Source organism: Saccharopolyspora dendranthemae (genome assembly GCF_007829955.1).
In the GTDB taxonomy this organism is placed as follows: domain Bacteria; phylum Actinomycetota; class Actinomycetes; order Mycobacteriales; family Pseudonocardiaceae; genus Saccharopolyspora; species Saccharopolyspora dendranthemae.
The window spans coordinates 722,133-748,521 of the sequence record NZ_VIWX01000002.1; the positions used below are offsets into that span (position 1 = coordinate 722,133).

Genomic DNA, 26,389 nt, shown 5'->3' on the forward strand with positions numbered 1-26,389 from the left:
GATCAGGTGTAGTAGTTGCCGGGGCCGGTTCGGAGCTGGGTGATCTGCTCCGGGTCGTGGCCGTAGATCACCTGAGCGTTGGTCCGCTCCTGGATGCCGCGGATCTTCTCCACGGATTCCAGCCACGCCACGGAGTCGTAGACGATGCCCGCTCCGATGGCCGGTGGCCCGTAGGACTCCCTGCGGTACAACGAGTCCGAGGCGAACAGCATGGTCCCGGAGTCGGCGAGGTCGACCTGCAGGCTCATCGTTCCCCACGTGTGCCCGGGAGTGCGCAGCAGCGTGACGCCGGGCAGCAGCTCGGTGTCCTCGCTGACGGTGTCCATCTCCAGCCCGTCGTAGTCGGACTTGATGTGCGCGCCCTTGTTGTAGCCGTCGAAGGAGAACGCGCCCTCCTTCTCCTTCTCGTCGACGATGATCTTCGTGCCCGCTCGCTGCCAGAACTGAGCGTTGGCCGCGTGATCCATGTGCAGGTGCGACAGCACGAGGTAGTCGATGTCGCCGGGCTCGACCTGCAGCTGCTGGAGGCGGGAGTCCAGCCACTCCTGCTCGGGCACGGTGTCGACCGGGAAGAACTGGTCGAGCCCGGTCGGGCCCCAGCGGTCCTCCCAATCGCGCGGAACTCCCGCGTCCCACATCAGCTTCTGGCCGTTGGGGTGTTCCAGGTAGACGACGTGCGTGGGGACCTCGACCCAGTCGCGCTGCTTCGCCGGCTGCTTCTGCGTGGCCATCCGGTTGGGGTCGATCAGCAGCCAGGTGAGGTCGGCGTGCATGGTTCCGGTCGGGATGATCGTGACCTTGATCTTGTCGTTGTCGGGCATGCCGAGCCTCCCTCACTGGTGCACGATGACGCCTCGGATGAGCTTTCCGTCCTTGAGGTCCTGGTAGCCCTCGTTGACCTGGTCGAGGGTGTAGGTCTTGGTGACCAGCTCGTCGAGCTTGAGGCCGCCGGTGTTCCACAGCCGGAGCAGCTTGATGATGTCGTGCTGCGGGTTGCACGAGCCGAACTGCGCGCCCCGGATGACCTTCTCGTTGCGGGTGAACATCGCGCTGGGCAGCTGGATGGTCAGGTTCTCCGGGTTCGCCTGGCCGACCACGACGATCGTGCCGCCCTTGCCGACGATGTCGAAGGCCTGCCGGACGACGACCTCGTCCACGACGCCGACGGTCAAGATCGCCTGATCGGCACCCTCGCCCCAGGTCAGCTCGTTGACCTTGGCCGCTGCGTCCGCCGCGTCGGCGAAGACGTGGGTCGCCCCGAGCGCCATCGCGGTCTCCCGCTTGAACTCCACCGGGTCGACGACGACCACGTACTTGGCCCCGGCGTGGGCCGCGCCTTGCACGGAGTTGATCCCGACCCCGCCCGACCCGTAGATCACCGCGGTGTCACCGGCTTTCACGCCTCCGGCGTTGACCGCGGAGCCCCAGCCCGTCGGCACGCCGCAACCGGCGAGCACGGCCACGTCCAGCGGGAGCCACGGGTCGACCTTCACCGCGGAGCGGGCCGGGATGGTGGCGCGTTCGGAGAACGTGCCGAGCATGCACATCCCGCCGAGGTCGCGGCCGTCCCGGTGGTAGCGGAAGGTGCCGTCGGGCATGTTGCCCTTGAGGATGTTCGCGCCCAGGTTGCACAGGTTCGAGTGACCGGAGGCGCAGTACCGGCAGACGCCGCAGCTGGGCATGAAGCTGCACACCACGTGGTCGCCGGGTTCGACGTGCGTCACCCCGGGTCCGACCGACTCGATGATCCCGGCGCCCTCGTGGCCTCCGACGATGGGGTACCGGGGCGAATTTCCGTAGACCCCGTCGGTCAGGTGCAGGTCGGAGTGGCACAGGCCGGCGGCGGTGAACTTGATGTGCACCTCGCCGACCTTCGGTTCGTCGACGTCGAGCTCGACGATGTCGAACTCCTTGCTTCCTTCTTCCAGGACTGCAGCGCGGGTCTTCATCGATCACCTCTGCGGACGTGGTGGAAGTGCGAGGGCGCGAGCGAGGAGGGGCGTGCGCCGCCCCTGAAGTCCGGTGGAGCGTGCGATCCGGGCCGGGGAGAGCCCGGCGACTGGCGGGATTCGTACTCAGATATGTACGGCCAAAGCTCCGGTAGTTTCTCGCCGCGTGCGGAGGGTGTCAAGTCGGGAGTCGGAATGCCCGTTCTGCCAAAAGGATTAGTGCACACGGGTGGGCGTTGACAGCGGACGACCGTCCTTGCACGATTGGCCGTACATTATGCAACCCGCGCGGTACCCGCAGCGAGTCCCGGCCCGGGGTTCGCGTCGCACGCACCGTGCACGATCGGGAGCGCGGATGACATCGACCGCTGAGACGTTGGCGCGGTGGGCGCACGACCTCGTCCCGGAGTCCGAGGAACTCGTCCTCGCGCAGCGCTCCCTGGTCGACACCCTCGCGGTCACCCTCGCCGCCCGCGACGACGAGCTGGTCGGCATCGCTTCCGGGCTGTCCGACGCGGCGCGCTGGGCGGCGGTGGGGCACGTGCTGGACTTCGACGACCTCCACATGGAGTCGACCGCGCACATCAGCGTGGTCTGCGTCCCCGCGACGCTCGCGGCCGGTGGCGATGCGCGCGCGTACCTGGCGGGAGCCGGTGTCATGGCGCGCATCGGTGTCGCGCTCGGCTGGTCGCACTACGCGGAGGGCTGGCACGCGACGTGCACCGCGGGAGCACCCGGCGCGGCCGTCGCCGCCGCCGTCGCCCTCGGGTTGTCGCCCGAGCGGATCGCGACCGCGATCGCCCTCGCGGTGCCCGCCGCCGGGGGCGTGCAGCGCGCGTTCGGCACCTCGGGCAAGCCCCTGCAGGTCGGGTTCGCCGCAGACGCCGGGGTTCGGGCGGCCCGGTTGGCGGCAGCCGGTGCCACGGCGGACCCGGGCGCGCTGGACGCCTGGCTGCGGCTGGTCGGCGGTGACCCCGCGCGAATCGCCGTGACCGGCCCTGCTGTTCCCGGTGGCCTGGCGATCAAGATGTTCCCGTGCTGCTACGCCCTGCAGCGGCCGATCAGCGCGCTGCGCGAGCGGCTGCCCGGCCCGATCGCCGCCGACGAGGTGGACCAGATCGTCGTGCGCACGCCCGGATGCGCGGTGCAACCGCTGATCCACCACCGGCCGAGCACCGGTCTGCAGGGCAAGTTCAGCATGGAGTACGCCGTCGCGGCCGCCGTGCTCGACCCGCACCCCGGGTTCGCCAGCTTCACCGACCAGGCCGTGAACCGTCCGGAGGCCCAGCGCCTCGTGCGGCGGGTGACGGTGGAGGAAACGCCTGGTGGGGACTGGCTCCTGGCCGGGCAGGTCGAGATCACCGCGGCGCTGCGGGACGGAACCCGGCAGGTCGTCGAGCTGGAGCTGCCCCCGGGATCGCCCGGACGACCTCCGTCCGAACAGGACGTGAGAGCGAAAGTCGCCGACTGCGGCCGTGATGTACCGGAACTGCTGTCCGGAGTGGACTGGGAGCGCGCCGCCGCGCTCCTCGCGGGCCAGCTTCCCGGCGCCGCGCAACCGATCAGCCGACACGAGAAGGACCCAGCGTGAGCACCCTCAACGAGCAAGAGCAGGCGATCGTCGACACCGTGCGCGATTTCGTCGACCGCGACGTGCGTCCGGTCGCCCGGGACCTCGAACACGCCGACGAGTACCCCGAGAAGCTGATCGAGCAGATGAAGCGGCTGGGCATCTTCGGCCTCGCCGTCCCCGAGCCCTACGGCGAAGTTGCCGTGTCGACCCCGTGCTACGTGCAGGTCACCGAGCAGCTCGCGCGGGGCTGGATGAGCCTGGCAGGAGCGATGGGCGGGCACACGGTCGTCGCCAAGCTGATCCACACCTTCGGCACCGAGCAGCAGAAGGATCGCTACCTGCCGAAGATGGCCACCGGCGAGATCCGCGCCACGATGGCGCTCACCGAACCCGGTGGTGGATCGGACCTGCAGGCGCTGACGACCCACGCGGTCCGCGACGGCGACCACTACGTGATCAACGGGTCGAAGACGTGGATCACCAACGCTCGCCGATCGCAGCTGATCGCGCTGCTGTGCAAGACCGATCCGGACGCGGAACCGCGGCACCGGGGGATCAGCATCATCCTGGTCGAACCCGGTGACGGCTTCACCGTCTCCAGGGACCTGCCCAAGCTCGGTTACAAGGGCGTCGAGAGCTGCGAGCTGTCCTTCGCCGACCACCGCGCCCCGGTGGACGCGCTGCTCGGCGGCGAGGAGGGCCGCGGGTTCGCGCAGATGATGAAGGGCCTGGAGATCGGGCGAATCCAGGTCGCCTCACGGGCTTTGGGCGTGGCCCGCGCCGCGCTGGACGACGCCCTGCGTTACTCGCAGGAGCGGGAGAGCTTCGGCAAACCGATCTGGAAGCACCAGTCGGTCGGCAACCACCTCGCCGACATGGCCACCAAGTACACCGCGGCCCGCCAGCTGGTGTTCCTGGCCGCCGACCGCTACGACGGCGGCCAGCGCTGCGACATGGAGGCCGGCATGGCCAAGCTGTACGCCTCGGAAGCCGCGATGGAGATCGCGCTCGACGCTGTCCGCGTGCACGGCGGTTACGGCTACTCGACCGAGTTCGACGTGGAGCGCTACTTCCGCGACGCGCCGCTGATGATCGTCGGCGAGGGCACCAACGAGATCCAGCGCAACGTCATCACCTCCCAGCTGATCGCACGCGGGGGAGTGGGAAGGTGACCGGGCAGCGCCGCACGTGCCACCGGACGGCCGCGGTGCCGGCGCGATCGGCGCCGCGGACGGGCTACGGCGAGGTGCGATGAACAGCAAGGACCAGAGCGGCGAGGCGGCGTACAAGGTGGTCGCGCGGGAGCTGAGGCAGGGAATCCTGCAGCGCCGCTACGCCGACGGCACGCGCCTGCCGACGGAGGCCGAGCTCGCCACCGAGTACCAGGTCAGCCGTCAGACGGTGCGCCGCGCGTTCCACGACCTGGTGGCCGAGGGAATGGTCTACCGCGTGCCCGGACGGGGTACGTTCGCGGCGCCCCGCGACGGCCAGTACCTGCGCCAGTTCGGGTCCATCGAGGACCTGATGGGGCTGTCGCTGGACACCCAGCTCGAGGTGCTCCGGCCGTTGCGCAGGCAGGTCGACATCGAATCCGCCAGTCGGCTCCGGCTGGACAGCGACGTCGTGCACACCGTGGTCTTCCGGCGCACGCACTTCGGCGATTCGTTCTGCCACACCACGGTTCACCTGCATCCCGCGGCGGCGGCCGCCCTCGACGACGTGCCGGAGCTGGGGCAGGAGGGCGCAGTCAGCGATGCCACCATCATCGGTCTGCTGGACACGCGATTGCCCTCGCCCATAGCCGAAGCCGAGCAGAGCATCACCGCTGCGGCCGCCGAGCGCACGCTCGCCGATGCGCTCGGCTGCCAGGTCGGTGATCCGCTGCTGCGCGTCGACCGGACCTACCTGACCACCGATCTGCAACCGGTCGAGCTGGCGATCAACCACTTCCTGCCCGAGCAGTACTCCTACCGCGTGAAGCTCCGCCGCAACACGCACTGACGCCGCTCACCACAACCGGGAGGACGAGCACATGCTTCCCCTCGAAGGCATCGTCGTGGTCGCCCTGGAACAGGCCGTCGCCACACCGTTCGCGAGTCGCCAGCTGGCCGATCTCGGTGCGCGGGTGATCAAGGTCGAACGAGACGGCGGCGACTTCGCCCGGGACTACGACGCCACGGTCAACGGCATGTCCAGCCACTTCGTGTGGCTCAACCGGAACAAGGAGAGCGTCGTCCTCGACCTCAAGTCCGAGGGAGGGCGGGCGTCCATGCACCAGCTGCTGGCCAAGGCGGACGTGTTCCTGCAGAACCTCGCGCCCGGCGCCGCGGCGAGGCTGGGCTTCGGCGCCGACGAGCTCCGCTCGCGCCACCCGCGGCTGATCATCGGCGACCTGTCGGGCTACGGGAGCGACGGGCCCTACCGCGACAAGAAGGCCTACGACCTGCTCGTGCAGTGCGAGGCGGGACTGGTCTCGATCACCGGTGGTCGCGAGGAGCCGGCCAAGGCGGGGATCTCGGTCGCCGACATCGCGGGCGGCATGTACACCTACACCGGCGTGCTCACGGCGCTCTACGAACGCGAGCGCACGGGCGAGGGCAGCGCTTTCGAGGTGTCCCTCCTGGACGCTCTCGCGGAGTGGATGGGATTTCCGTACTACTACGCGGTGTACGGCGGGAAGTCCCCGTCCCGGACCGGTGCGAGGCATGCCGCGATCGCGCCGTACGGCCCGTTCCGCGCGGGGGACGGATCCCAGGTGTTCCTGGCGGTCCAGAACGACCGCGAGTGGCGGAAGCTGTGCGAGACCGTGCTGGAAGACCCGGAGCTGGCGGATGATCCGCGGTTCGCGACGAACCCGGATCGCGTCGACCACGAGCGGGAGCTCACCGCTGCGATCGAGGTCGCCTTCGCCGAGCTGGCCGCGCAGGATGTCGTCGAGCGCCTGGACCGAGCCCAGATCGCCAACGCCCGGATGCGCACCGTGCAGGAGTTCGCCGACCACCCCCAGCTGGCCGAACGCGGCCGCTGGCACGAGGTCGACTCGCCGGTCGGCCCCCTCCGAACGTTGCAGCCCCCGGTGACCGCTCCCGGCCGCGCACCCCGCATGGACCCCATCCCCAGCATCGGCGAGCACACCGAATCCGTCCTCGCCGAGCTCGACGAAGACCCGGCCTGAGTTCGGAGGTGCTCAGCCGCGCTTGCGGGCAGCGAAGCTTCGGGCCTTGTCGCGGTTGCCGCAGACCTGCATGGAGCACCAGCGCCGGCTGCGGTTCTTCGTCGAGTCCCAGAACACCCAGCCGCAGTCCTCGGCCGGGCAGCGCTTGACCCGGGCGACCTCCCCGGTGATCAGCACGGAGGCGAGCGCTGAGGCGATGGTCGCCAGCGCTCGCGACGTCGCGGGCAGTTCCGGATCCGGTTGCAGCACCGAGTCCGGGGTGAGCGAGACCAGCAGCGGGACGTCGCGCAGGACCGAGTCGGCGTCCGCGAGCACGTGCGAGCGCTGCTCCTCGGTGCCGAACAGTTCGCGGACGCCGCTGCGCAACCGCAGGTAGCGGTCGCGGTCGGCGCCGGTCACCCGCGGTGTTCGGGTGGTGAGGCCGGTGGTGACCAGCCATCGGGCGACGTGGCTCGGCTCGCTCAGGGCGTCGGTCCCGTCCTCGACGTCGAGCGTGTTCGCGAAGGAAATCACCCACTCCGCGTGCGGGGATGGATCCATCCTGCTCACCCGCTCTCAGACGGCCAGTAACCGGTCAAGACTCTGACAGGTTACCCGTTCGCCTTCTGCAACGCGCAGGATCCCGCTACGGTAGTCACCACCTAAAGTATTTAGCCGGTTATGTCGAGGGGGCGATGATGGACGGGGTGGCCGAACGATCCGGGACCGCGCGGGCGGTTGATCGCAGCAGGCACAACACGGTCGTGCTCGTGGTGTTCACCGCGGTCACCAACCTCGCCGACGGCGTGCTGAAGATCGCCCTGCCGCTGTTGGCGACCACCCTGACCAGCTCTCCCGGTCTGGTCGCGGCCGTGTCACTGGCCCTGACGCTGCCGTGGCTGCTCACCGCGCTGCACGTGGGCGTGCTGGTGGACCGGTTCGACCGGCGCGCGCTGCTGTGGCTGGCCAACGGGATGCGTCTGCTGACCCTCGCAGCCCTGCTCGCGGCCTGGACCTCGGACGCCCTGGGACTGCCGCTGCTGCTGGCCGGGAGCGCGGCCCTGGGCGTGGCCGAGGTGATCGCGCTGACCTCGGCGATGGCCTTGACCCCCTCGGCCGTCGGGCCGACGTGGCGGGAGCGGGCGAACGCGTGGATCACCGGTGCTGAAACGGTGTGCAACGAGTTCTGCGGTCCGTTCGTCGGCGGCATGCTGGTCGCGGTCGGCAGCACCTTCGCGCTCGGCGCCACCGCGGCCGGGTACGTGCTGGCCACTGCGGTGCTGGTGCTGCTGGCCGGCCGCTTCCGGGTCGTGCGGGAGGCGCGTGAGGTGAGCGTCAGCGCGCGGATCGGGGAGGGGCTGCGGTACCTGTGGGAACGCCGCCTGCTGCGGCTGATGGCCCTGGTGCTGACCGTGCTGTGCTCCTGCTGGGGAGCCTGGCTCGCGCTGATGCCGCTGATGGCCACCACCACGCTGGGCCTCGGTCCCCGGGAGTACGGGATGCTGCTGAGCGCACTGGGTGCGGGCGGACTCGTCGGAGCGTTGAGCGTCACCGCACTCAACCGCCTGATCGGGCAGCGCCGGGTGCTGTTCGCCGATCTCATCGGCACGTTCGCCATGGTCATCGCACCCGTGGTGACCACCGAGCTGTGGGTGCTGGCGGGAGGTGCGTTCCTCGGCGGGATGGGCGGCACGTTGTGGGCCGTCAACGCCCGCACCATCGCCCAGCACCTCGTCGAACCCGAGATGATGGGCCGCTACAGCGCCGTGGCGCGGCTGTTCAGCTGGGGCGCGATGCCGGTGGGCGCCGGAGCGGTCGGGTTGCTCGGCGAGCTCTTCGGGATGCGCGCCGCGCTGGTCGTGTTCGCCGTCGCGGTGCTGATCACGATCCCGCCGTTTTTGCGCACCATGACACCGGGGGTTCTGGCCTCCGTCGAGCAGGGCGCGGCACCGGACCGGTGAACGCCGGCTGGAATCCACCGGCCGGTGCCCTCTCAGTATCCGATGCTGCGGAGGTAGTCGCGGGAGTCGCGGAGGCAGTCCATCGGGTCGCGGCCGTACTGGTCGTCCTGCTCGACGAAGAAGTAGTCCGCTCCGGCTCGTCGCGCAGCGGGCAGGAGCGCCGGCCAGTTCATGTTGCCCTGACCGACTTCGGCGAACTGGACGTTGGTGTTGAACAGGGTCATGAACCGGGCGCGGTCCTCGGGGTCGCCCGTGGCCAGCAGATCCATCGATTCCGGCGGGAGCGGCAGCACTCGGAAGTCCTTGACGTGGATCGTCTTGCACACCCCCGAGTACTCCTCGAGCATGTCCAGCGGCGCCATCCCGCCGCGCTGGACCCAGAACAGGTCGACCTCGAAGGCGACTGAACCCGCCACCCGGCGCACGAGGTCGAAGATCCGCTCGCCCTCGTGCTGAGCGAGGTCGACGTGGTGGTTGTGGTAGAGCAGCGTGATGCCTTCGCCCCCGAGCCGCTGTGCCTGCGCTTCGCACTTCGCGGCCCACGCCTCGCACGCGGACTTCGACGACATCGCCTCGTAGGGCATCATCCCGATCCGCACGTAGCGGGTGCCGAGGCGACGGCAGTCGTCGACGATCTTGTCGAAGTCGGTGTCCAAGGTGTCACCGGTGGCGAAGGCGTTGCGCTCGAGGGCGACCGACAGCGCGCCGACGTCGAGACCCAGTTCCGCGATGCCCTTTTCAAGCCCGGCGGTGTTCGCCTCGTCCATCGGGATCTGCGAGACCTCGACCGCGTCGTAGCCGAGGTCCCGCACCTGCCTCAGCACCGGGAACATGCCCTGCTCCGCGACCTGCTGCTTGAGCATCATCATCTGAACGCCGAGGACTGCCATGCGATCTCCCTTGGTTGCGGAGGGTGTTGTGCGATTCCGGGTTCGCGGTCAGAACGTGCCCGCTTCCACCGCGGCGGTGCGCTCGGCCTGCTTGGCGACGTCGGCGGGGTAGATCTTGTAGAAGGCGAACCAGTACAGCGCGTTGAGCAGGTAGGGCACGGTCACGAGGTAGAACATCACCTGCGTCATGCCCAGGGTTTCGCCGAGGAATCCCATCGCCAGCGTCAGCAGAGCCGAAAGCCCGCCCTGGATCAGGGAGAACAGCGCCGCGAAGGCGGTGGCCGACAGCTGCGTCGGAGCGACGGCCGACACCATCGGCAGCACGCAGGCGGAGAACCCGATCAGCACGATCAGTCCGAACAGGAACATCACCACGTACGCGGCGAGGCCCTTCCCCCAGTCGAACTGCAGCGCCACCACGGACATCCCCGCGACGGCCGCCAGGTAGATCTGCATCAGCATGACCCGTCCCTTGTGGCCGAACCGCTTGACGAACCAGTCGCCGAGGAATCCGCCGACGAACGACGACAGAGCCATGCCGCCGGAGAACACGGAGTACAGCAGGGCTGCCGACGGCACTTCCCAGCCACGCGCGTCCACCATGAAGGTGACGAAGTAGGTGAACAGGACCAAGCTGGTGACCAGCGGGAGCATGCCGGCCAGCAGCGCGATGGTGGGGATCTTGAAGAGCTTGACGGCGTCGGAGAGGCGGAACCGGCCGACCTCGGGGTCGTCGGCCACCGCGGTGCGTCGCCGCGGCTCCTCGACGAACAGCAGGATGCCCACACCGGAGAGCACGCTGAGCCCACCCATCGCGAACATGCCGTAGCGCCATCCGTCGGGATCGTTGGCGAACAGGGCGATGGCGGGTCCGAGTGCCATCCCGATCAGCGAGCCGAGCGAGCGGACGGTTCCGTAGGCGCGTCCGCGCTTCTCGTCGTCGAAGAGGTCGCCGAGGAGCCCGTTGGTGATCGGTTCCGAGGCGACGGTGCCGAGGACGCCGATGCTGTAGAGGACGAGCAGCGTCGTGAAGTTCGGTGCGAGACCGGCCGATGCCGTCCACAATCCCCACAGGCCCGTGACGATGAACAGCACCTTCTTGCGGCCGAACCGGTCGGCGGCCATCGCCCACAGCGGGCCGGCGATCATCCGGGCGAAGCGGGACAGGCTCGCCATGATGCCCAGCGCGCCCAGGCTGAGCCCGAACGCGTCGCGGATCAGCGGGAAGAAGTTGTTGATCAGGCTGCTCTCGGAGTTGTCGATCGCGCTGGCCGCGGCGAGCGTTCCGATGGCCTTGCCGTTGCCCGTCGAGGGCGCCGCTTCCGTCGAATCCGAAGTCACCGCGAGGTTTCCGCGGTTCGAGGGGTCGGAGGAGTCGGAACCTGGTGGGTGGTTCGCGCTCATCTCGGGTTTCCTTTCGCCGGGCGCTCATCGTTGCGCGACCGCGGGTGTGTGGGCGGGACAGCGGTGAACCTCCGCCATCAGCCCGGAGTGCGCTCAATTGCGACAGACGTCACCAGGCGACAGAAGTGGTTGCCAGCAGTTGCATCCGGCAGGAAAGCCGCCGGTCGGAGAGGGTTCCGGCGCTACCGAGGCAGCGACGAACCGGCGTCCGCCTGGGCAGGCGCACGCCGGTTCGCGGAAGGGGAGCTTCAGGCGCCGGTCGGGCGCTCGGGGAACACGCCCTCCTGCCGGATGCGCGCGTTGAGCTCGGAGAGGTACAGGGACTCGTCGAAGTCGATCGGGACCTCGCGGCCGAGCCAGCTCGACAGGTGGATCGCGTTGGCCAGCCGCACGCCGTTGATGCCCTCGCTGCCCGGGGCCAGCAGCGGGGTTCCGTCGAGGATGTTCGCCGCGAAGTTCTCCAGCACGCCCGAGTGCTGCTCGCCCCAGGCGGATTCGAACTCCAGGACCTCCTGCGAGTAGTACGTGGTCGGGTCCAGGTCGCCCTGGAAGAGCTTGCGGACGTCGTCCATCCCCATGTCGCCGGACAGCTCGCGCTCGTCGGCGACCAGCCGGGTGACCGTGGCGGTCTTGGACCCGTCGACGACGATCTTGCCCTTGTCGCCGAGGATCTCCAGCCGATCGGTGCCCGTCAGATCGTGGACGCAGGTGACGAAGGTGCCGGTGGCCCCGCCGCCGTAGTCGACCACCGCGGTCACCTCGTCCTCCACGGCGATGTCCCGGCGGAACCCGTAGGCGACCTTGGAGGACACCGACTTCGGAACACCGCAGATCCACTGCCACAGGTCCAACTGGTGCGGCGCCTGGTTGACCAGGACACCGCCGCCCTCACCGCCCCAGGTGGCCCGCCACTCGGACTGCTCGTAGTAGCCCTGCGGACGCCACCAGGTGGTGATGATCCAGTTGGTCCGCCGGATCGCACCGATCTCCCCGTCGTCCACGATCTGCTTGATCCGCTGGTACAGCGGATTGTTGCGCTGGTTGAACATGATCCCGAACGTCAGCTCGGGATGCTGCGCGGCGAACTCGTTGAGATCGCGGACCTGTGCGGTGTAGACGCCGGCGGGCTTCTCCACCAGCGCGTGCACGCCGGCCCCCAGGGCGTCGATCGCGATCTCCACGTGCAGGTAGTGGGGCACGGTCGTCACGACCGCGTCGACCTCACCACCGGCCAGCAACGACCGGTGATCGGCGTGCACCGGCACGTCGTGCTCGTCGGCGGCGACCACCCGCCGCTCCGGATCGACGTCGGCGATGGCGCCGATCTCCACGTTCGGGACCAGGCCCTTCGTGATGAACTTCGCGTACGCGGAGCCCTGGGCCCCGAAGCCGATGATGCCGAGGCGGACCTTCCTGGACATGGGCTGTGCTCCTTCGTCTGGCGGGCCTGCGGACTCGTGCGGTCGACTGTGCGGTTCCGCCCCGGGCTCGACAACGAGTTGCCAGCTGTTTCCGGATCGCGTCGCCTGTCGGTGGCAACAAACGGCAACAGGTAGGAGGGCCACGTCCCGCGTTCCATGGTGAGGGTGCACCGTTCGGGCCCGGCTCAGTGAGGAGCACGCCGCATGTGGACGCTCTCAGGATTCTCCGACGAGATCTCGCCGGATCTGCAGGAGCAGGCAACGCTGCTCGACGAGCTCGGGTTGTCCCACCTCGAACTCCGCAGCGCCGGGGACATCAACGTGCTCGACCTGGACGCCGATCAGCTCGCGCAGGCGGAGAAGGTCCTCGACGCCCACGGCCTGCGGGTGTCGAGCATCGGGTCGCCGATCGGGAAGATCTCCCTCGACGAGGACTTCGACGCTCACCTCGACCGCGCTCGGCACGCGGTCGGCGTCGCCCACCGCTTCGGCGCCCGCTACATCCGCGTCTTCTCCTTCTTCATGCGTCCCGGCAGCGATCCCGACGACGCCCGCGACGAGGTGCTGCGCCGGATGCGGGCGCTCGCCGACGTGGCCGAGCAGGGCGGGGTCGTGATGCTGCACGAGAACGAGAAGCAGATCTACGGCGACATCCCGCGCCGGTGCGTCGACGTTCTGGAGTCCGTGGGATCGCCGAACCTGCGCGCGGCGTGGGACGCCGCGAACTTCGTGCAGGTCGGCGTTCGGCCCTTCACCGAGGCCTACGGAGCGCTCCGCCCGCACCTGGAATACGTGCAGATCAAGGACGCGCACAGGGCCGACGGCGAGGTGTGCGCGGCTGGCCGCGGTGACGGGGAAGTGGTGCAGACCGTGCGGGCGCTGCGGGAGGACGGTTTCGACGGGTTCTTCTCGCTCGAACCGCACCTGTCCCGAGCGCACGACCTCGGCGGGTTCTCCGGCCCCGAGCTGTTCACCGAGGCGTGGACGGCGTTCACCGAGATCCTGAAGTCCGAGGGGATCGAGTACCGATGACCAGGACAGCGATCATCGGATGCGGCGACGTCTCGGTTGTCCACCTGGAAGCCGTCGAGGCGCTGGACGGTGTCGAGCTGGTCGGGGTCTGCGACACGGACGCCGCGGCGCTGGCCTCCGCGGTCGAGCGGTGCGGAGTTGCCGGCTTCACCGACCATCGCGCGCTGCTCGCGCGGGCGCGGCCGGACGTCGTCCACATCTGCACCCCGCACCACCAGCACGTGCCCGTAGCGCTGGACTTCCTCGACGCAGGCGTGCACGTGCTGCTCGAGAAACCGGTGGCGCACCGGCTTGACCAGGCCGAGCGATTGGTCGAAGCCGCTGAGCGCAGCGGGAGCCGAGTGGGCGTGTGCTTCCAGAACCGCTACAACCGCACGGCGCAGACCGCCCGCGACGTGATCGAGTCCGGTGATCTGGGCGCCGTGCTCGGCGCGACCGCCTCGGTGCTGTGGACCCGCGCGCCGGACTACTACCGCGCCAAGCCGTGGCGAGGGCGGTGGGACACCGCCGGCGGAGGACTGCTCATCAACCAGGCGATCCACACGCTCGACCTGGTGCAGTGGCTCGTAGGAGACGTCGTGGGCGTCGAGGGCACCGCCTCCACGCGCCTCTACCGGGACCTCATCGAGGTCGAGGACACCGCGGAAATGCTGTTGACCCACGCGAGCGGTGCCCGCAGCCTCGTCTTCGGCTCGCTGGCGAACGTGGTCCACGCACCGGTCACGATCGACATCACCGCGGAGCGCGGAACCCTCTCCTTCCGAGGAGATCTGACCATCACCCACCAGGACGGCCGCGTCGAGTCGGTCGCCGAACGCAAGGCTCCGTCGCACGGGCGCTCCTACTGGGGCGTCTCCCACGAAGCCCTCATCCGCGACTTCTACGCCCGGCTGGACGACGACGAGCCGTTCTGGATCAGCCCCCGCGAGGCCACGAAGTCCCTGCGCATCCTCACCGACGTCTACGCGCAGAGCGCCCTCGGGTCCGGCGGGAGCGCCGGACCCGAGAGGAGCGGTGCGGCGCCTCCGCCGCTTCGCCTGCCGAACTGACGGCACGGCCCGCGGCCTCGGGAATGAATGATTACCCGGCTGATTCGGACCTGCCTGGCGGGGAGCAGGATTCGGCGACGTCGGGCTGACGGGAGTGCTGAACAGCGACCAGTCAAGGTGCGGCGAGCTCCGCCTCGGGGTTTCCGGGTGCGTGCCTGGAAGCCGTCGGCGGGGCTGGAAGCGGGTCGCGGGAGGTCGGGCCTGCCACGAGCTCCGATCAGGCGCCGCGCCAGACGGGCTTGCGCTTCTCGGCGAAGGCGAGTGCGCCTTCCTGGGCGTCGGCTGAGGTGAACACGGGCGAGGCGATCTCGGACTGCCGGGTGAAGGCCTCTCCGTCGGTCCAGTCGACGGCGCCGGAGACGATCTGCTTGGTGGCTCGGACGGCCAGCGGTCCGTTCTCGGCGATCCGGGCGCCGAGCGCGCGGGCTTCAGCGAGCGCCTCGCCGGGTTCGGTGAGCGTGTTGACCATCCCGTGCTGGTGGGCGAGCTCGGCGGTGAGCGGATCGCCGGTGAGCGCGATCTGCATCGCCAGCTGGTAGGGCAGCGTCTTGGGCAGGCGCAGGAGTCCGCCCGCGGCGGCGACGAGACCGCGCTTGACCTCGGGCAGGCCGAACTTGGCGTCGCGGGCCGCGACGATGAGGTCAGCGCTGAGCGCGAGTTCGCACCCTCCGGCGAGCGCCCAGCCTTCGACGGCCGCGATCAGCGGTTTCGACGGAGGCTTCTCGGTGAGGCCGCCGAAACCCCGGCCGGGGATGCTCGGCGATTCGCCCCGGGTGAAGGCCTTGAGGTCCATGCCCGCCGAGAACGTGCCACCGGCTCCGGTGAGGATGGCGACGGTCAGGTCGGTGCGCGCGTCGAACTCGTCGATGGCGGCGGCGATGCCGTCGGCGACCGAGCGATCGACGGCGTTGCGCGCCTGGGGCCGGTTGATGGTGATCAGAGCTACCCCGTCGGCGAACTCCGTCTGGACGCTGTCGGTCATTGAGGTCTCTCCTTCGTCGCAGAGGTACCACCCGAGCATGCGTGGTCGTCGATCAGCAGACAAGGACCGCCCGTCGACTCGTGTCAGGGCGGAAATCACTCGTAAGGGCATTGACAAGCCACTAACGTGCGCGTGCTCCAACGGTTCTCACGGTCGCCGCGCTGGGATTCTGCCAGCATGCTCAAGAGCGAGACCGAACACGAGGTGGTTCGCCCGTCGCTTTCCCCGCGGATTCGCCGTCTGGAGTGGTGGGCGGCGGGTTTCGGCGCAGCGGTCGGCGCCGTTCTGATGCTCCTGGCGCATCGCGCCCTGGGCGACGACACCTGGATCACATTGGGCTACGTGCGCAACCTCGCTGAACACGGGCACTGGGGGCTGCTGGCCGATCGGGTTTCCAACACGCAGACCTCGCCGCTGAACGCGTGGCTGCTGGCCGCGCTCTTCTTCGTCGTCGGACGTCCTGCGGTGGTGGTCGGGCTGCTGCTGATGGCCACCTTCGCGCTCACCGGCTGGTGGACCGCCAGGATCGCCCGCGTCCTCGGGGTCTCGTCGGTCCTGCCGTTCCTCGCGGTGGGTCTGCTGGCGAGCTCCCCGCTGCTGGTCTCCGCCATCGGGATGGAGACCTATCTGGGGATCGCGATGATGGTCGGAGTGGCCCGCCACGCGCTCGGGGGGAAGCGGTGGGCCGCAGGCGTGCTGTGGGGCCTGGCGGTGCTGTGCCGGCCCGATTTCGCTGTGCCCGCGGGCGTGTTCGCGGCGTGCTCGCTGCTGCCGGGCGTCCGCACGAGGTGGCTGCACCTGGCGCAGTCGGCGGGCATCGGAGCGCTGGTCGCGCTGCCCTGGCACGTCTGGTCCTGGTTCCACCTGGGCGGGTTCGTGCCGGACTCGACCTTCATCAAGGTCACCTCGCCGGGCAGCGTGACCATGGTGGACGCGCCGATCAGGTTCTTCGCCGTCCTGCTGCCGGTCCCGACTGCCATCACGGCGGTCCCGGTCGTCGTCGCGCTGCTGTGCGGGGTGCGCGCGTGGCGCCACCGCGGAGAAGCGTGGGCACGAGTTGCGCTGGTGTTCCTGGCAGCCGGATGGGCGCACTGGGCGGCGCTGGCCGCGATCGGCGCGTTCCCGGAAGCGTGGTACTTCGCGCCGCTCGTGGCGTTCTCGTTCATCACCCTGTCGGTCGTGCTGGCGCAGGCCCGGACGACGATCGGTTTCGTCGCGGCGTTCGCCTTCGGCACGGCCTGCATCGCCGCCAGCGGACCGACACCGTGGTCGGTGATGCCGCTGGTGCTCAACCACGCCGAAACCGGTCAGTACCAGCAGGTCGGTGCAGAGGTCCGCGAACTCACCGGCGGGAAGCAGGTCCTCGCGCCCGGCGAGATCGGAGTGCTCTCCTACTTCTCCGGTGGCCTGATCGTGGATCACTTCGGCGACCCGGCGCTGACCAAGGTGCTGCTCGACAAGCGCTACGCAGAAGCCGGAACGCTGGAGAAGGCCGTGCTGGGCTGGAACTGGCGCCACTTCCCTGCGACACCGATGCCGCAGTTCGACTACATGCTGGCCTTCAAGAGGATCACTCCCGACCCACCGGGGCAGGTCGTGCGCACCTGGCAGGTCGGCACGCCCGCACGCGGCCAGGACGAGCTCGTGCTCCTCAAGCTGAGCTGACGGCGCGGCCGGTGGTCCGCTCCCGAACCACCGGCCATGCCCGAGCTCAGATGCTTTCCGGTGTGCGTTCGGTGATCTGGGTTGCGGCGGGTTCGGCCACCGGCGGCGGTACGTCGGGTGGGAGGAATTCCGCGCGCAGGTCCTTCCAGAAGCCGACGGCGACTCCGATGAGGATCAGCAGGAACGGCGCCGAACTGACGATCACCATCTGCTGCAGCGATTCCAGACCTCCGGCGGCCAGCAGCGCGATCGCCGCCGCGCCGGTCACCGCGCCCCACAGGGCCAGCACCCACGCGGGTGGGTGCTCGGTGCCGCGGCTGGTCAGCATGCTCAGCACGAAGGTGTTCGCGTCGGCTCCCGAGACGAAGAACAGGACGACGAGCACGATCGTCACGATCGAGGTGATCGTCGGCAGCGGGAGCGACTGCAGGGTGGCGAAGAACGCCGAGTTCTCGTCCCCGGCCGCGGCCACCGCGATCTTGGTGCTGCCGATCAGGTCGCTGTGGATCGCGGTGCCGCCGAAGGCGGTGAACCAGAGGGAGAACACGACGCTGGGCACCAGCAGCACGCCCACGACGAACTCCCGGATGGTGCGGCCGCGTGAGATCCGGGCCAGGAACACTCCCACGAACGCCGCCCAGGACAGCCACCAGGCGAGCATGAAGTAGGTCCAGGACTGCATGAAGTCGAGGTCGCCGCTGGCCGGGGTGATGAGGCTGGTGGACACCAGCTCGCTCACGTAGCGGCCGACCGACTGCACGTAGAGGTCGACGAGGTAGATCGTGGGCCCGACGACCAGGACGAACACGAACAGCAGCGCCCCCAGGCCCATGCTGGTCTCGGAGAGGAACCTGATCCCGCGGGCGACGCCGGTCAGCGCCGAGGCGGTGAACAGCAAGGTGATGACGGCGATGATCGCGAACTGCACCGGCGGTGAGTCGGGGACGCCGAACAGGGCCGTGAACCCGCCGTTGATCTGCAGCGCTCCCAGACCCAGCGAGGTCGTGGTGCCGAACAGGGTCGCCAGGACCGCGAACACGTCGATCGCCCCACCCGCGGGCCCGTCGGCGCGGTCACCGATCAGCGGCCGGAACAGGGCGCTGACCAGGCCGGGGCGGCCCTTGCGGAACATCGACCAGGACATCGCGAGGCCGACGACCGCGAAGATCCCCCAGGCGTGCAGTCCCCAGTCGAAGAAGGAGAACTGCATCGCCGTGACCGCCGCACCCGGCGTCATGGGCTGGGCCAGGCCGTGCGGCGGTTCGGCGAGGTGGGAGATCGGTTCGGTGACGCCGTAAGAGATGAGACCGATGCCCATCACGGCGGAGAGGATCATCGCGTACCAGGTGAGCCGCCGGAACGCCGGTCGCTCGTCGTCCCGGCCCAGGCGCAACCGCCCGTACCGGCTGCAGGCGAGGAATGCCAGGAAGGCCAGGAACCCGAGGGAGACCAGCAGGTAGGCCCAGCCGAATCCGGTCGTGATGCCGTCGAGCGCGGCGGAGCCGGCTCGGGACAGCGAGTCCCCCGCGGCCGCTCCCCACACGACGATGGCCAGCGCGAGCCCGAGTGAGACGTGCAGGACTGGGCCGGGCCGCCGATGTTCGGGCGGCGCGGACGGTGAATCAGACAATCGGTGACTCCGTGAGCTGGCTGAGGGAAGAGGTGCGGGGACCTCTGCGGAAGCCGCGCGGCGCGGCCGTGGGGACACGGCTGACGGCTGAGATGGCGCGAAGGGCTCGGCTGCGAGGGACGCGTGCGCTGGGGTTGTTGTGCTGTCGGGCTCGGCGACAGCGTTCACACTGGTCAAGGCTGGCCGGAGCGGGTACCGAGTCTACGCGGGAGCCTCGCGCCCGCGGCACCCGCATCGCGCAGCGGCGGTTCAGCCGCCGGTGGCGACCAGCGCGATGAAGACCAGGCACACGATGATGTTGACCAGCCAGCTGTGGTCGTTCATCCAGTCCCGGACCGCGGGCATCGCGGTGACGGCGCGCTTGTGGAACAGCACGTACAGCAGCAGGGGGAGCGCGGCGACCAGGAGCGTGACGCCGATGAAGGGCAGAGCCGCCCCGAACCCGGCCTTGTGGTGCTCGAGGTTCGCCCCCACGGTCAGCATCACCACGATGTCCGACGGCATCGCCACGACGACCAGCAAGCCGGTCTTCAAGCCGGTGGCAGGAGTGGCCGACAGCAGCGTGCCCAGCCACTTCGGCGGTTCCGCGGTCCTGCGGCCCAGGAAGTTCTTCACCGCGAGCAGCGCCAGCACGCAGACCAGGGCGATCTGGATCGCCTTGCCGACGGTGCCCGAGGAGTGCGAGTCGCCGCTCGCGGGGAGCGCGTTGCCCAGCAGCGCCGCCAGCTCGCGGGCGATGCCCACACCGGCGAGGACGGCGACCAGGACGCCCGACAGGAACGCCAGCGACACCCGGATCGGGCGTCCGGTGGTCACGAACGCGATGGCGGACATGATCTGCGGCCCGGCCATCATCGTGATCGCCAGCGGCAGGACTTGAAGGCTCACGGCTCACTCCCTCGCCCGTCGCGGCTGCGGGGTGCTGGGAGGGCGGGCCCCGCACCGCTGCGGGGCCCGCCCTCGTCCGTTCAGCTGCGCAACTCCCTGCCGTGGGCCACCAGGGCGTAGATCACCACGACGTCGAGCACGATGACGATCGCCGACCACAGGGGGTAGGCGGGGAAGAAGGCGATGTTGGCGAGGACGCTGAGCACGGCCAGCGCGACGGCCAGCGCCCGGGCCCAGGTCTTGCCGCTCATCACGCCGATGCCGGCGGCGGCGAGCACCACCCCCATGATCAGGAAGCTGATGCCGACGCCACCCATCCCGACCTGCACCGCCGTCCCCGAGGGCACGAGGTACACCGAGCCGGACTGCGAGAGCGCGAGCAGGCCGTTGATGAACTGGACGATCCCGCCCGCCACCATGACCAGGGCTCCGAAGTAGATCCATCCGACCCATCCCGTGCGCGCCGGGTGGGCTCCATGCGTAGCCATAGCGAACTCCTCAACCGTGGGTCACTGCTGCCGGGGCGGCGGACCTCGACGATCTGCCACCTGCTCCACACTGTTCGCGGTCCCACCGGGATCACCAGAGCCGAAAGCCCTTCCCCGACGCCGGGCGGCGGTGGTGCGGTGGGGCGGGTGTTCGTGCGCGCCGCTGACGATCCGAGTCGGTACGGTGCAGCACGAGATCCACGCGGCCCCGCGTCGCGCCCAACGGCCACCGTCGGCCCTGTTGTGCGAAGGAACCACTGAGATGACCGATTCCGCCGCCCGTCCGGTCTCCGACGCTGGAACGCCGCACCGAGTCGATGCGCGCGAACCGGCCTCGGCGTTGCTGCAGGCGCTCGCGGAGGCCGGAGTCGAGGCCGAGCACTCGGCGCGGCGGCGTGCCGAGTACTCCTACGACGCGTCGAACTACCGGGTCGAACCGCTCGCGGTCGTGTTCCCGCGCAACCCCGACGACGTGATCGCGGCGGCCTCGGCGTGCCGGGAGAGCGGCACGCCGCTGATCTCCCGGGGCGGCGGGACGTCGATGGCGGGCAACGCCGTGGGACCCGGTCTGGTCCTGGACTTCTCGCGGTACATGGACCGGGTGCTGGCCATCGACGAGGACGCCGCGACGGTCGACGTCGAGCCGGGTGTCGTCCTCGCGACGCTGTCGCGCGAGGTCGAGCGCGCCACGGACGGCAGGCGGACGTTCGCGCCGGACCCGTCGTCGAAGAGTCGCGCGACGGTCGGGGGTGCGATCGGCAACGACGCGTGCGGCAACCACTCCGTGCGCTACGGGCGGACATCGGACCACGTCGCGGAGATCGACCTGATCACGTCGGACTTGGCACGCCTGACGGCGACCGAATCGGGTTTGCGGGCCACCGATCCGGCCGATTCGCGCTCCGCGGCCCGCGCCGAGGAGCTCACCACCTCGCTGGAGGGGCTGGCGCGCGAGCACCTGAGCGCTTTCCGGCTCGAACTCGGCCGCATCCCGCGGCAGGTCTCGGGTTATCACCTGGAGAACCTGCTGCCGGAGAAGTTCAACGTCGCCCGCGCGGTCGTCGGCTCCGAGGGGACGTGGGCGGTGATCGTCGGTGCTCGCATGAAGCTCGTTCCCAAGCCCGCCAGCGCACTGCTGGTGTGCCTCGGCTACCGGGACGTGGTGGAGGCGGCCCGGGACGTGCCCGCGATCCTGGAGTTCTCGCCTGCCGCGGTCGAGGGCACCGACGAGGCGATCGTGTCCACGATGCGTCACCGGCGGGGGCCGGACTCGGTGCTCGGGCTGCCCGACGGGCAGGCGTGGCTGTTCGTGGACCTCGACGGGGACGACCCGGATTCGGTCAGCGCTCAGGCGGACCGGCTGCTGGAGCGGCTCGGCGAGAACGGCCGACTCGTGCAGGGCCGCAAGGCCGCCGACCCCGCGGAACGTGCGTCGCTGTGGCGGGTTCGCGAGGACGGCGCCGGGCTTTCCTCCCGGCTGGCGTCCGGCGGCGAGTCGTGGCCGGGATGGGAGGACGCGGCCGTCGCACCGGAAGGGCTCGCCGACTACCTGGCCGATCTGCGCGAGTTGCTGGACTCCCACGGGCTGACCGGGGTGATGTACGGGCACTTCGGCGCCGGCTGCATGCACATCCGCATCACCTACGACCTGCGCACCGAAGAGGGCCGCGCGGTGTTCCGGGAGTTCACCCGGCAGGCCGCGGAACTCGTGGTGCGGCACGGCGGTTCGCTCTCCGGTGAGCACGGCGACGGACGCGCTCGATCGGAGATGCTGTCCATCATGTACTCGCCGGAGGTGCTGGCCGCCTTCGCCGAGTGCCGCCGGTTGTGGGACCCCGCAGGCATTTTGAACCCGGGGTCGGTGACGGACCCGGATCCGATCGACGCGCATCTCGCGCTCGCGGGCGTGCCGGATCGGGAGTGGCGCACGAGTTTCGACCTGAGCCCTGCGTCGTCGGAGCGGGATCCGTGGGTGCACGCGGTGCAGGGGTGCATCGGCGTGGGCCGGTGCCGCGCGGACAGCGGTGGCGTGATGTGCCCGAGCTACCGGGCCACGCGCGATGAGAAGGACTCGACGCGGGGACGCGCCCGGGTGTTGCAGGACGTGGTCCGGGGTGCGCGCACGGTCGAGGAGGGCTGGCGGTCCGAGGAGGTCCGAGAAGCGCTGGACCTGTGCCTGTCGTGCAAGGCGTGCGCGACGGATTGCCCGACCGGCGTGGACATGGCCACCTACAAGTCGGAGTTCTTCGACCACTACTACCGCGGCAGGATCCGGCCGCGGTCGCACTACTCGCTCGGCTGGCTGCCGCGCGTGCTGAAGCTGACCGGACGTCTGTCGGGCGTGGTCAACGCCGTGCTGGCGACCAAGGTGGGCAAGGTCGCTGCGGCCGCGGGCGGCCTCACGACCAAGCGCGCGCTGCCGCGCTTCGCCGGTGCGGGGGAGTGGCGCCGCGAGGTCGCGGCCGAGGACCGCGCGGACGGCTCGGCGGTGCTGTTCGTGGACACCTTCACGCGCGGCTTCCGGCCCGAGGTCGCGGGCGCGGCCTCCCGCGTCCTGCGTGATGCGGGCGACACCGTCTCCTGCACGGCCGACGCCTGCTGCGGCCTGACCTGGATCTCCACCGGTCAGCTCGGCACCGCCAAGCGCCTGCTGGCGAAGGCGGCCGAGACCCTGGACGACGGGACGGATCGGCCGATCGTCGTGGTCGAGCCGAGCTGCGCCGCCGCGCTGCGCAAGGACCTGCCCGAGCTCGTGCACACCGAGCAGGCCAAGCGCGTCGCCTCCCGCGTGCGCAGCTTCGCCTCGCACGTCGCCGACCGCGTCTCGGCGGGCTGGAAGCCGTCCCCGGCCGAGCCCGCTCCCGCACGCGCCGTCCTGCAGACGCACTGCCACGAGCACTCGGTGTTCGGCGCGTCGGCGCAGCGCAAGGCGCTGGAAGCAGCCGGCGTCCGCGACGTCGTGGACGCCACCGGGTGCTGCGGTGTCGCGGGCAACTTCGGCTTCGAAGCCGAGCACTACGACGTGAGCATGCAGGTGGCGGAGAACGCCCTGGCCCCGGCCTTGCGCTCCACCGGGCACAAGGAGGCCGTGCTCACCGACGGCTTCTCCTGCGCCAGGCAGGTCGACCAGCTCGCCCCTTCCAGGCCGGGCCTGCACCTCGCTCAGCTCCTCGACCCGGGAACCGCTGGGCGGGAACGGGGTTCGCGCGGCTGAGAACCGGCCTCAGGACGTGGTGTCGGCGACGCGGCAGGCGGTCATGCGCCTGCCGCGGTCGATGGGTTCGGTGCTGCGGGTGAACCTCGAGTGGGCGACCGCTCCGTCCCAGATGAGCTGGAACTGGCGCTGAGGTGATCCGGCGTCAGGACGCGGGTGGTCGCGGGTAGTGGGCCGCGGTCGTCCCGCCGAGCGGAGTGGGGTCGAGACCGAGCTTGCGGTGGTCCCAGGAGCGGGTGCGCTGCACGTCCAGGCGGACCGCCACGCGCTTGTGGAGCATGTACTCCACGAGCGGCTTCACCTCGTCGGTGTAGGGGCCGTGGTAGCGCTCCCACATGTTGACGCCTACGGCCCACAGCGCGTCCGGGTCCTCGACGATCTCCGCGCGTCCTTCCAAGGAGACGCCGCGCAGCGTGTCGTAGGTGAGTCCGTCCTCGATCAGGACCGTGACCCGCGGATCGCGGCGGATGTTGACCGCCTTCTGCGCCTTCGCCTTGGTCTCGAACCAGATGACGCCGTCGAGGAGCGCGAACCACATCGCGACGGTGTGCGGGTGCCCGGTGCCGCTCAGCGACGTCAGCGTCGCGGTGCGGCGGGTGGCCATGAACTCCGAGATCTCCTCGGACGTCATCTCGACCTGTGCTCGTTGCTTCGCCATCGACCTTCCTTCTCGTGCTGGAGCGGTGACACCGCGTGCTGATGCCGGGGCGGGGGAGGGCCGGGCGCCGGGCTCCCCCGCGACCGGAAGCTCACTTGATCAGCGGATCGCGGGGGAGTCCGAGGATGCGCTCACCGATCTGGTTGCGCTTGATCTCGCTGGTGCCGCCCGCGATGGACAGGCCGCGGTGCAGCAGCGCCAGAGCGCCGCTGAACGCGCCCGGACCGTCCAGGTAGACGGAGTCCGCTCCGCCCAGCGCGTTCATGATGACCGCGGCCTCGTGCCCCAGCTCGGAGAGCACGAGCTTGGTGATCGCCCCTTCCGGCCCGGGTTCGGCGCCCTCGACGGCGCGGTGCGCCGAGCGCACGTTGAGCATCTCCATGGCGTGGTGTTCAGCGGCGTACCGGCCGATCCTGGCGGCTCCGCCGGTGAGCCTGCCGGGGTGGGCGTCCAGCTGCGGCACCATCGCCGAGGCCGGGGTGGACATCGTCCCCTGACCGCCCCCGATGCTGACGCTCTCGTTGCCGAGCGTGGCGCGCGCGACGGTCCAGCCGCCGTTGATCGGCCCGACCACGTCGTCATCGGGCACGAAGACGTCCTCGAAGAAGACCTCGTTGAACTCCGATGCGCCCGAGGGCATCTTGATGGGGCGGACTTCGACGCCCTCGGCCTGCATGTCGATGACCATCATCGTGATGCCCTGGTGCTTGGGCACTTCCGGGTCGGTCCGCACGGTCGCGAAGCCCTTCCCCGCCTTGTGCGCACCGCTCGTCCACACCTTCTGGCCGTTGACGAGCCAGCCGCCGTCGACGCGGGTGGCCTTCGTCTTCACGCCCGCGGCATCCGATCCCGCGGCGGGCTCGCTGAACAGCTGGCACCAGATCACGTCCTGGCGCAGTGCCGGTCCGACCCAGCGCGACACCTGCTCCTCGGTCCCGTGCTGGATGAGGGTCAGGATGACCCAGCCGGTGATCCCGTACGAAGGACGTTTCACCTCTGCCGCGGCGAACTCCTGCTCGACGACCAGCTGCTCGATGGCTCCGGCCGCCCGGCCGTAGGGCTTCGGCCAGTGCGGCATCACGTAGCCGGTCTCGATCAACCGCGCCTTCTGCTGGTCTTCGGGCAGCGCGGCCACTTCGTCAGCGATGGCTCGCACTTCCCGGCGCACGTTCTCGGCTTCGGGCGGCAGCTCGACGGTCCGCGCTCTGGCGACCCCGTCGCGGGTCAGGGCCGTGAGCTCCTCGGCCGCGTCATCGCCCGACAGCAGCGTCAGCAGTGTCGTCGCCCGACGCACGTAGAGGTGCGCGTCGTGCTCCCAGGTGATGGCGATACCGCCGTGCACCTGGGTGTTGAGGTTGGCGCACAGGTCCGCGGCCGGGCCGGCGAGGGCCGCGCTCGCAGCAGCGGCGAAGGTGAGCTGATCACCACCGGTGGGAACGGCTCGGGCGGCGTCCCAGACGGCGCTGGTCGCGAGCTCGGTGGCCACGGCCATGTTGGCGCAGTGGTGCTTGACCGCCTGGTACGTGCCGATCACGCGGCCGAACTGCTCGCGCTCCTTGGCGTACGCGGCGGCCTGCTCGGTGCATTCCCGGGCGACTCCGACCGCCTCCGCGGACAGGATCACCCGCGCCAGGTCGATCAGCGCTCGACGGCCGCCGGTGAGCACCGTGGCCGGTGCGCCCTCCAGGGTGAAGCGGGCCGAGCGGCGGGACTGGTCGAGGTTCGGCGGGACCTCGACGGTGGTGCCCTGACCGACCTCGACGATCACGGCGTCGTCACCGCCCGGCAGCACCAGCAGCTGCGCCAGCCCGCCGCCGACCACGGCGGGAGCCGAACCCGACACGGTGCCGCCCGAGACCTCCAGCTCGGCTTCGAGAGCGATGCCCGCGGGCACCGAACCGTCCGCGAGGCCGGGCAGAAGTCGTTTCCTGGTCGCGTCATCACCAGCGGCGTCGATCACCGCCGAAGCGATCACGGTCGGGGCGAACGGTCCCGGTGCCACCGCCCGTCCCAGCTGCTCCGCGACGACCACCGCTTCGGCGAGCCCGAACCCCGCGCCGCCGGACTCCTCGGGCAGGTGGAGTCCCAGCCAGCCCAGATCGGCTGCCTCGCGCCAGAAGGCCGGGAGGGATTCGGCGTCGGAATCCAGCAGTGCCCGGCTGGCGGCGCGGGCTTCGCGCTGCGCGAGGAGATCGGACACGGTCTGGCCGAGAAGCCGGTGATCTTCGTTGATCGCGATCGACATGACCGCAGCGTATGTTCCCAGAGCTGTTCAGCCCAGCGCGGAGAAGACCTGATCTCGCGCGGGCCGGGCCGGTGGGTGCGACCCGACCGGAGCGCGGAGGTGAATCGTCGCAGCCGAGCCCGGGTTCCACCTGCCCGATCCTCCGCCCGCGAAGGCCCGCGGTGATCCAGGTCTCAGTCCGCTCGA

At 70.0% G+C, this 26,389-nt stretch carries 21 protein-coding genes; 9 read left to right on the forward strand and 12 right to left on the reverse strand.

Going from position 1 to position 26,389, the window contains the following annotated elements; all coding sequences use genetic code 11:
• Window positions 1–2 precede the first annotated feature (2 nt).
• Both FHU35_RS12105 and FHU35_RS12110 read right to left on the reverse strand, forming a co-directional pair.
• On the reverse strand, window positions 3–821 hold the full coding sequence (locus FHU35_RS12105; protein WP_145738647.1) for an N-acyl homoserine lactonase family protein: 819 nt from the start codon (window positions 819–821) through the stop codon (window positions 3–5).
• Between the two features lie 12 nt (window positions 822–833).
• A complete protein-coding gene (locus FHU35_RS12110) occupies window positions 834–1,949 on the reverse strand; it encodes an NDMA-dependent alcohol dehydrogenase (RefSeq protein WP_145738649.1) in 1,116 nt (371 codons plus the stop codon).
• 355 nt (window positions 1,950–2,304) lie between these two features.
• On the opposite strand from FHU35_RS12110, the gene FHU35_RS12115 reads away from it, so the two are divergent.
• The 4 genes from FHU35_RS12115 to FHU35_RS12130 all read left to right on the forward strand — a co-directional run bounded on the left by FHU35_RS12115 (window position 2,305) and on the right by FHU35_RS12130 (window position 6,697).
• Window positions 2,305–3,540: an MmgE/PrpD family protein gene (locus FHU35_RS12115; protein WP_145738651.1), complete on the forward strand. Its 1,236-nt coding sequence runs from the start codon at window positions 2,305–2,307 to the stop codon at window positions 3,538–3,540.
• Entirely contained in the window at window positions 3,537–4,694 is a 1,158-nt protein-coding gene (locus FHU35_RS12120; RefSeq protein ID WP_145738653.1) for an acyl-CoA dehydrogenase family protein, read from the forward strand. The genes FHU35_RS12115 and FHU35_RS12120 overlap by 4 nt, the downstream gene beginning before the upstream one ends.
• 79 nt (window positions 4,695–4,773) lie before the next feature.
• Window positions 4,774–5,523, forward strand: a complete 750-nt coding sequence (locus FHU35_RS12125; RefSeq protein WP_145738655.1) for a GntR family transcriptional regulator — start codon at window positions 4,774–4,776, stop codon at window positions 5,521–5,523.
• Window positions 5,524–5,554: 31 nt separating this feature from the next.
• Window positions 5,555–6,697, forward strand: coding sequence for a CaiB/BaiF CoA transferase family protein (locus FHU35_RS12130; RefSeq protein WP_145738658.1), 1,143 nt, complete (start codon window positions 5,555–5,557; stop codon window positions 6,695–6,697).
• A 12-nt stretch (window positions 6,698–6,709) separates the two neighbouring features.
• Here FHU35_RS12130 and FHU35_RS12135 read toward each other — a convergent pair whose 3' ends face one another.
• A complete protein-coding gene (locus FHU35_RS12135) occupies window positions 6,710–7,237 on the reverse strand; it encodes a CGNR zinc finger domain-containing protein (protein WP_145738660.1) in 528 nt (175 codons plus the stop codon).
• Window positions 7,238–7,383: 146 nt separating this feature from the next.
• On the opposite strand from FHU35_RS12135, the gene FHU35_RS12140 reads away from it, so the two are divergent.
• Window positions 7,384–8,637, forward strand: a complete 1,254-nt coding sequence (locus tag FHU35_RS12140; protein WP_246110255.1) for an MFS transporter — start codon at window positions 7,384–7,386, stop codon at window positions 8,635–8,637.
• 32 nt (window positions 8,638–8,669) lie between these two features.
• Here the strand turns inward: FHU35_RS12140 and FHU35_RS12145 are convergent, their stop codons facing one another.
• The 3 genes from FHU35_RS12145 to FHU35_RS12155 form a co-directional block, all read right to left on the reverse strand.
• On the reverse strand, window positions 8,670–9,527 hold the full coding sequence (locus FHU35_RS12145) for a sugar phosphate isomerase/epimerase family protein (RefSeq protein ID WP_145738665.1): 858 nt from the start codon (window positions 9,525–9,527) through the stop codon (window positions 8,670–8,672).
• Window positions 9,528–9,575: 48 nt separating this feature from the next.
• A complete protein-coding gene (locus FHU35_RS12150) occupies window positions 9,576–10,931 on the reverse strand; it encodes an MFS transporter (protein WP_145738667.1) in 1,356 nt (451 codons plus the stop codon).
• 248 nt (window positions 10,932–11,179) lie between these two features.
• Window positions 11,180–12,352 (reverse strand): Gfo/Idh/MocA family protein, encoded by a 1,173-nt coding sequence (locus FHU35_RS12155; RefSeq protein WP_145738669.1) that lies wholly within the window; start codon window positions 12,350–12,352, stop codon window positions 11,180–11,182.
• 204 nt (window positions 12,353–12,556) lie between these two features.
• On the opposite strand from FHU35_RS12155, the gene FHU35_RS12160 reads away from it, so the two are divergent.
• Both FHU35_RS12160 and FHU35_RS12165 read left to right on the forward strand, forming a co-directional pair.
• Window positions 12,557–13,384 carry a sugar phosphate isomerase/epimerase family protein gene (locus FHU35_RS12160; RefSeq protein WP_145738671.1) on the forward strand — a complete coding sequence of 276 codons (828 nt, stop codon included), beginning with the start codon at window positions 12,557–12,559 and terminating at the stop codon, window positions 13,382–13,384.
• A complete protein-coding gene (locus FHU35_RS12165; protein WP_145738675.1) occupies window positions 13,381–14,433 on the forward strand; it encodes a Gfo/Idh/MocA family protein in 1,053 nt (350 codons plus the stop codon). Before FHU35_RS12160 ends, FHU35_RS12165 begins: the two co-directional genes overlap by 4 nt.
• Window positions 14,434–14,650: 217 nt before the next feature.
• On the opposite strand, the gene FHU35_RS12170 is transcribed toward FHU35_RS12165, so the two are convergent.
• Window positions 14,651–15,415 carry a crotonase/enoyl-CoA hydratase family protein gene (locus tag FHU35_RS12170; RefSeq protein ID WP_145738678.1) on the reverse strand — a complete coding sequence of 255 codons (765 nt, stop codon included), beginning with the start codon at window positions 15,413–15,415 and terminating at the stop codon, window positions 14,651–14,653.
• A 177-nt stretch (window positions 15,416–15,592) separates the two neighbouring features.
• On the opposite strand from FHU35_RS12170, the gene FHU35_RS12175 reads away from it, so the two are divergent.
• On the forward strand, window positions 15,593–17,080 hold the full coding sequence (locus tag FHU35_RS12175; protein ID WP_145738680.1) for a hypothetical protein: 1,488 nt from the start codon (window positions 15,593–15,595) through the stop codon (window positions 17,078–17,080).
• Between the two features lie 46 nt (window positions 17,081–17,126).
• On the opposite strand, the gene FHU35_RS12180 is transcribed toward FHU35_RS12175, so the two are convergent.
• From FHU35_RS12180 to FHU35_RS12190, 3 genes are all read right to left on the reverse strand, one after another.
• Window positions 17,127–18,710 (reverse strand): BCCT family transporter, encoded by a 1,584-nt coding sequence (locus tag FHU35_RS12180; protein ID WP_145738682.1) that lies wholly within the window; start codon window positions 18,708–18,710, stop codon window positions 17,127–17,129.
• A 249-nt stretch (window positions 18,711–18,959) separates the two neighbouring features.
• Window positions 18,960–19,598, reverse strand: a complete 639-nt coding sequence (locus FHU35_RS12185; protein ID WP_145738684.1) for a GAP family protein — start codon at window positions 19,596–19,598, stop codon at window positions 18,960–18,962.
• An 80-nt stretch (window positions 19,599–19,678) separates the two neighbouring features.
• Window positions 19,679–20,086 carry a DUF7144 family membrane protein gene (locus FHU35_RS12190; protein WP_145738686.1) on the reverse strand — a complete coding sequence of 136 codons (408 nt, stop codon included), beginning with the start codon at window positions 20,084–20,086 and terminating at the stop codon, window positions 19,679–19,681.
• A gap of 262 nt (window positions 20,087–20,348) precedes the next feature.
• Between FHU35_RS12190 and FHU35_RS12195 the strand changes: the two genes are divergently transcribed.
• Window positions 20,349–23,300: an FAD-binding and (Fe-S)-binding domain-containing protein gene (locus FHU35_RS12195; RefSeq protein WP_145738688.1), complete on the forward strand. Its 2,952-nt coding sequence runs from the start codon at window positions 20,349–20,351 to the stop codon at window positions 23,298–23,300.
• 145 nt (window positions 23,301–23,445) lie between these two features.
• On the opposite strand, the gene FHU35_RS12200 is transcribed toward FHU35_RS12195, so the two are convergent.
• Together FHU35_RS12200 and FHU35_RS12205 are read right to left on the reverse strand one after the other, a co-directional pair.
• The gene (locus FHU35_RS12200; protein ID WP_186459391.1) at window positions 23,446–23,958 is read right to left on the reverse strand and encodes a pyridoxamine 5'-phosphate oxidase family protein; all 513 of its coding nucleotides are present in this window, start codon (window positions 23,956–23,958) and stop codon (window positions 23,446–23,448) included.
• Between the two features lie 91 nt (window positions 23,959–24,049).
• Window positions 24,050–26,203: an acyl-CoA dehydrogenase family protein gene (locus tag FHU35_RS12205; RefSeq protein ID WP_145738690.1), complete on the reverse strand. Its 2,154-nt coding sequence runs from the start codon at window positions 26,201–26,203 to the stop codon at window positions 24,050–24,052.
• Between the last annotated feature and the right edge of the window lie 186 nt (window positions 26,204–26,389).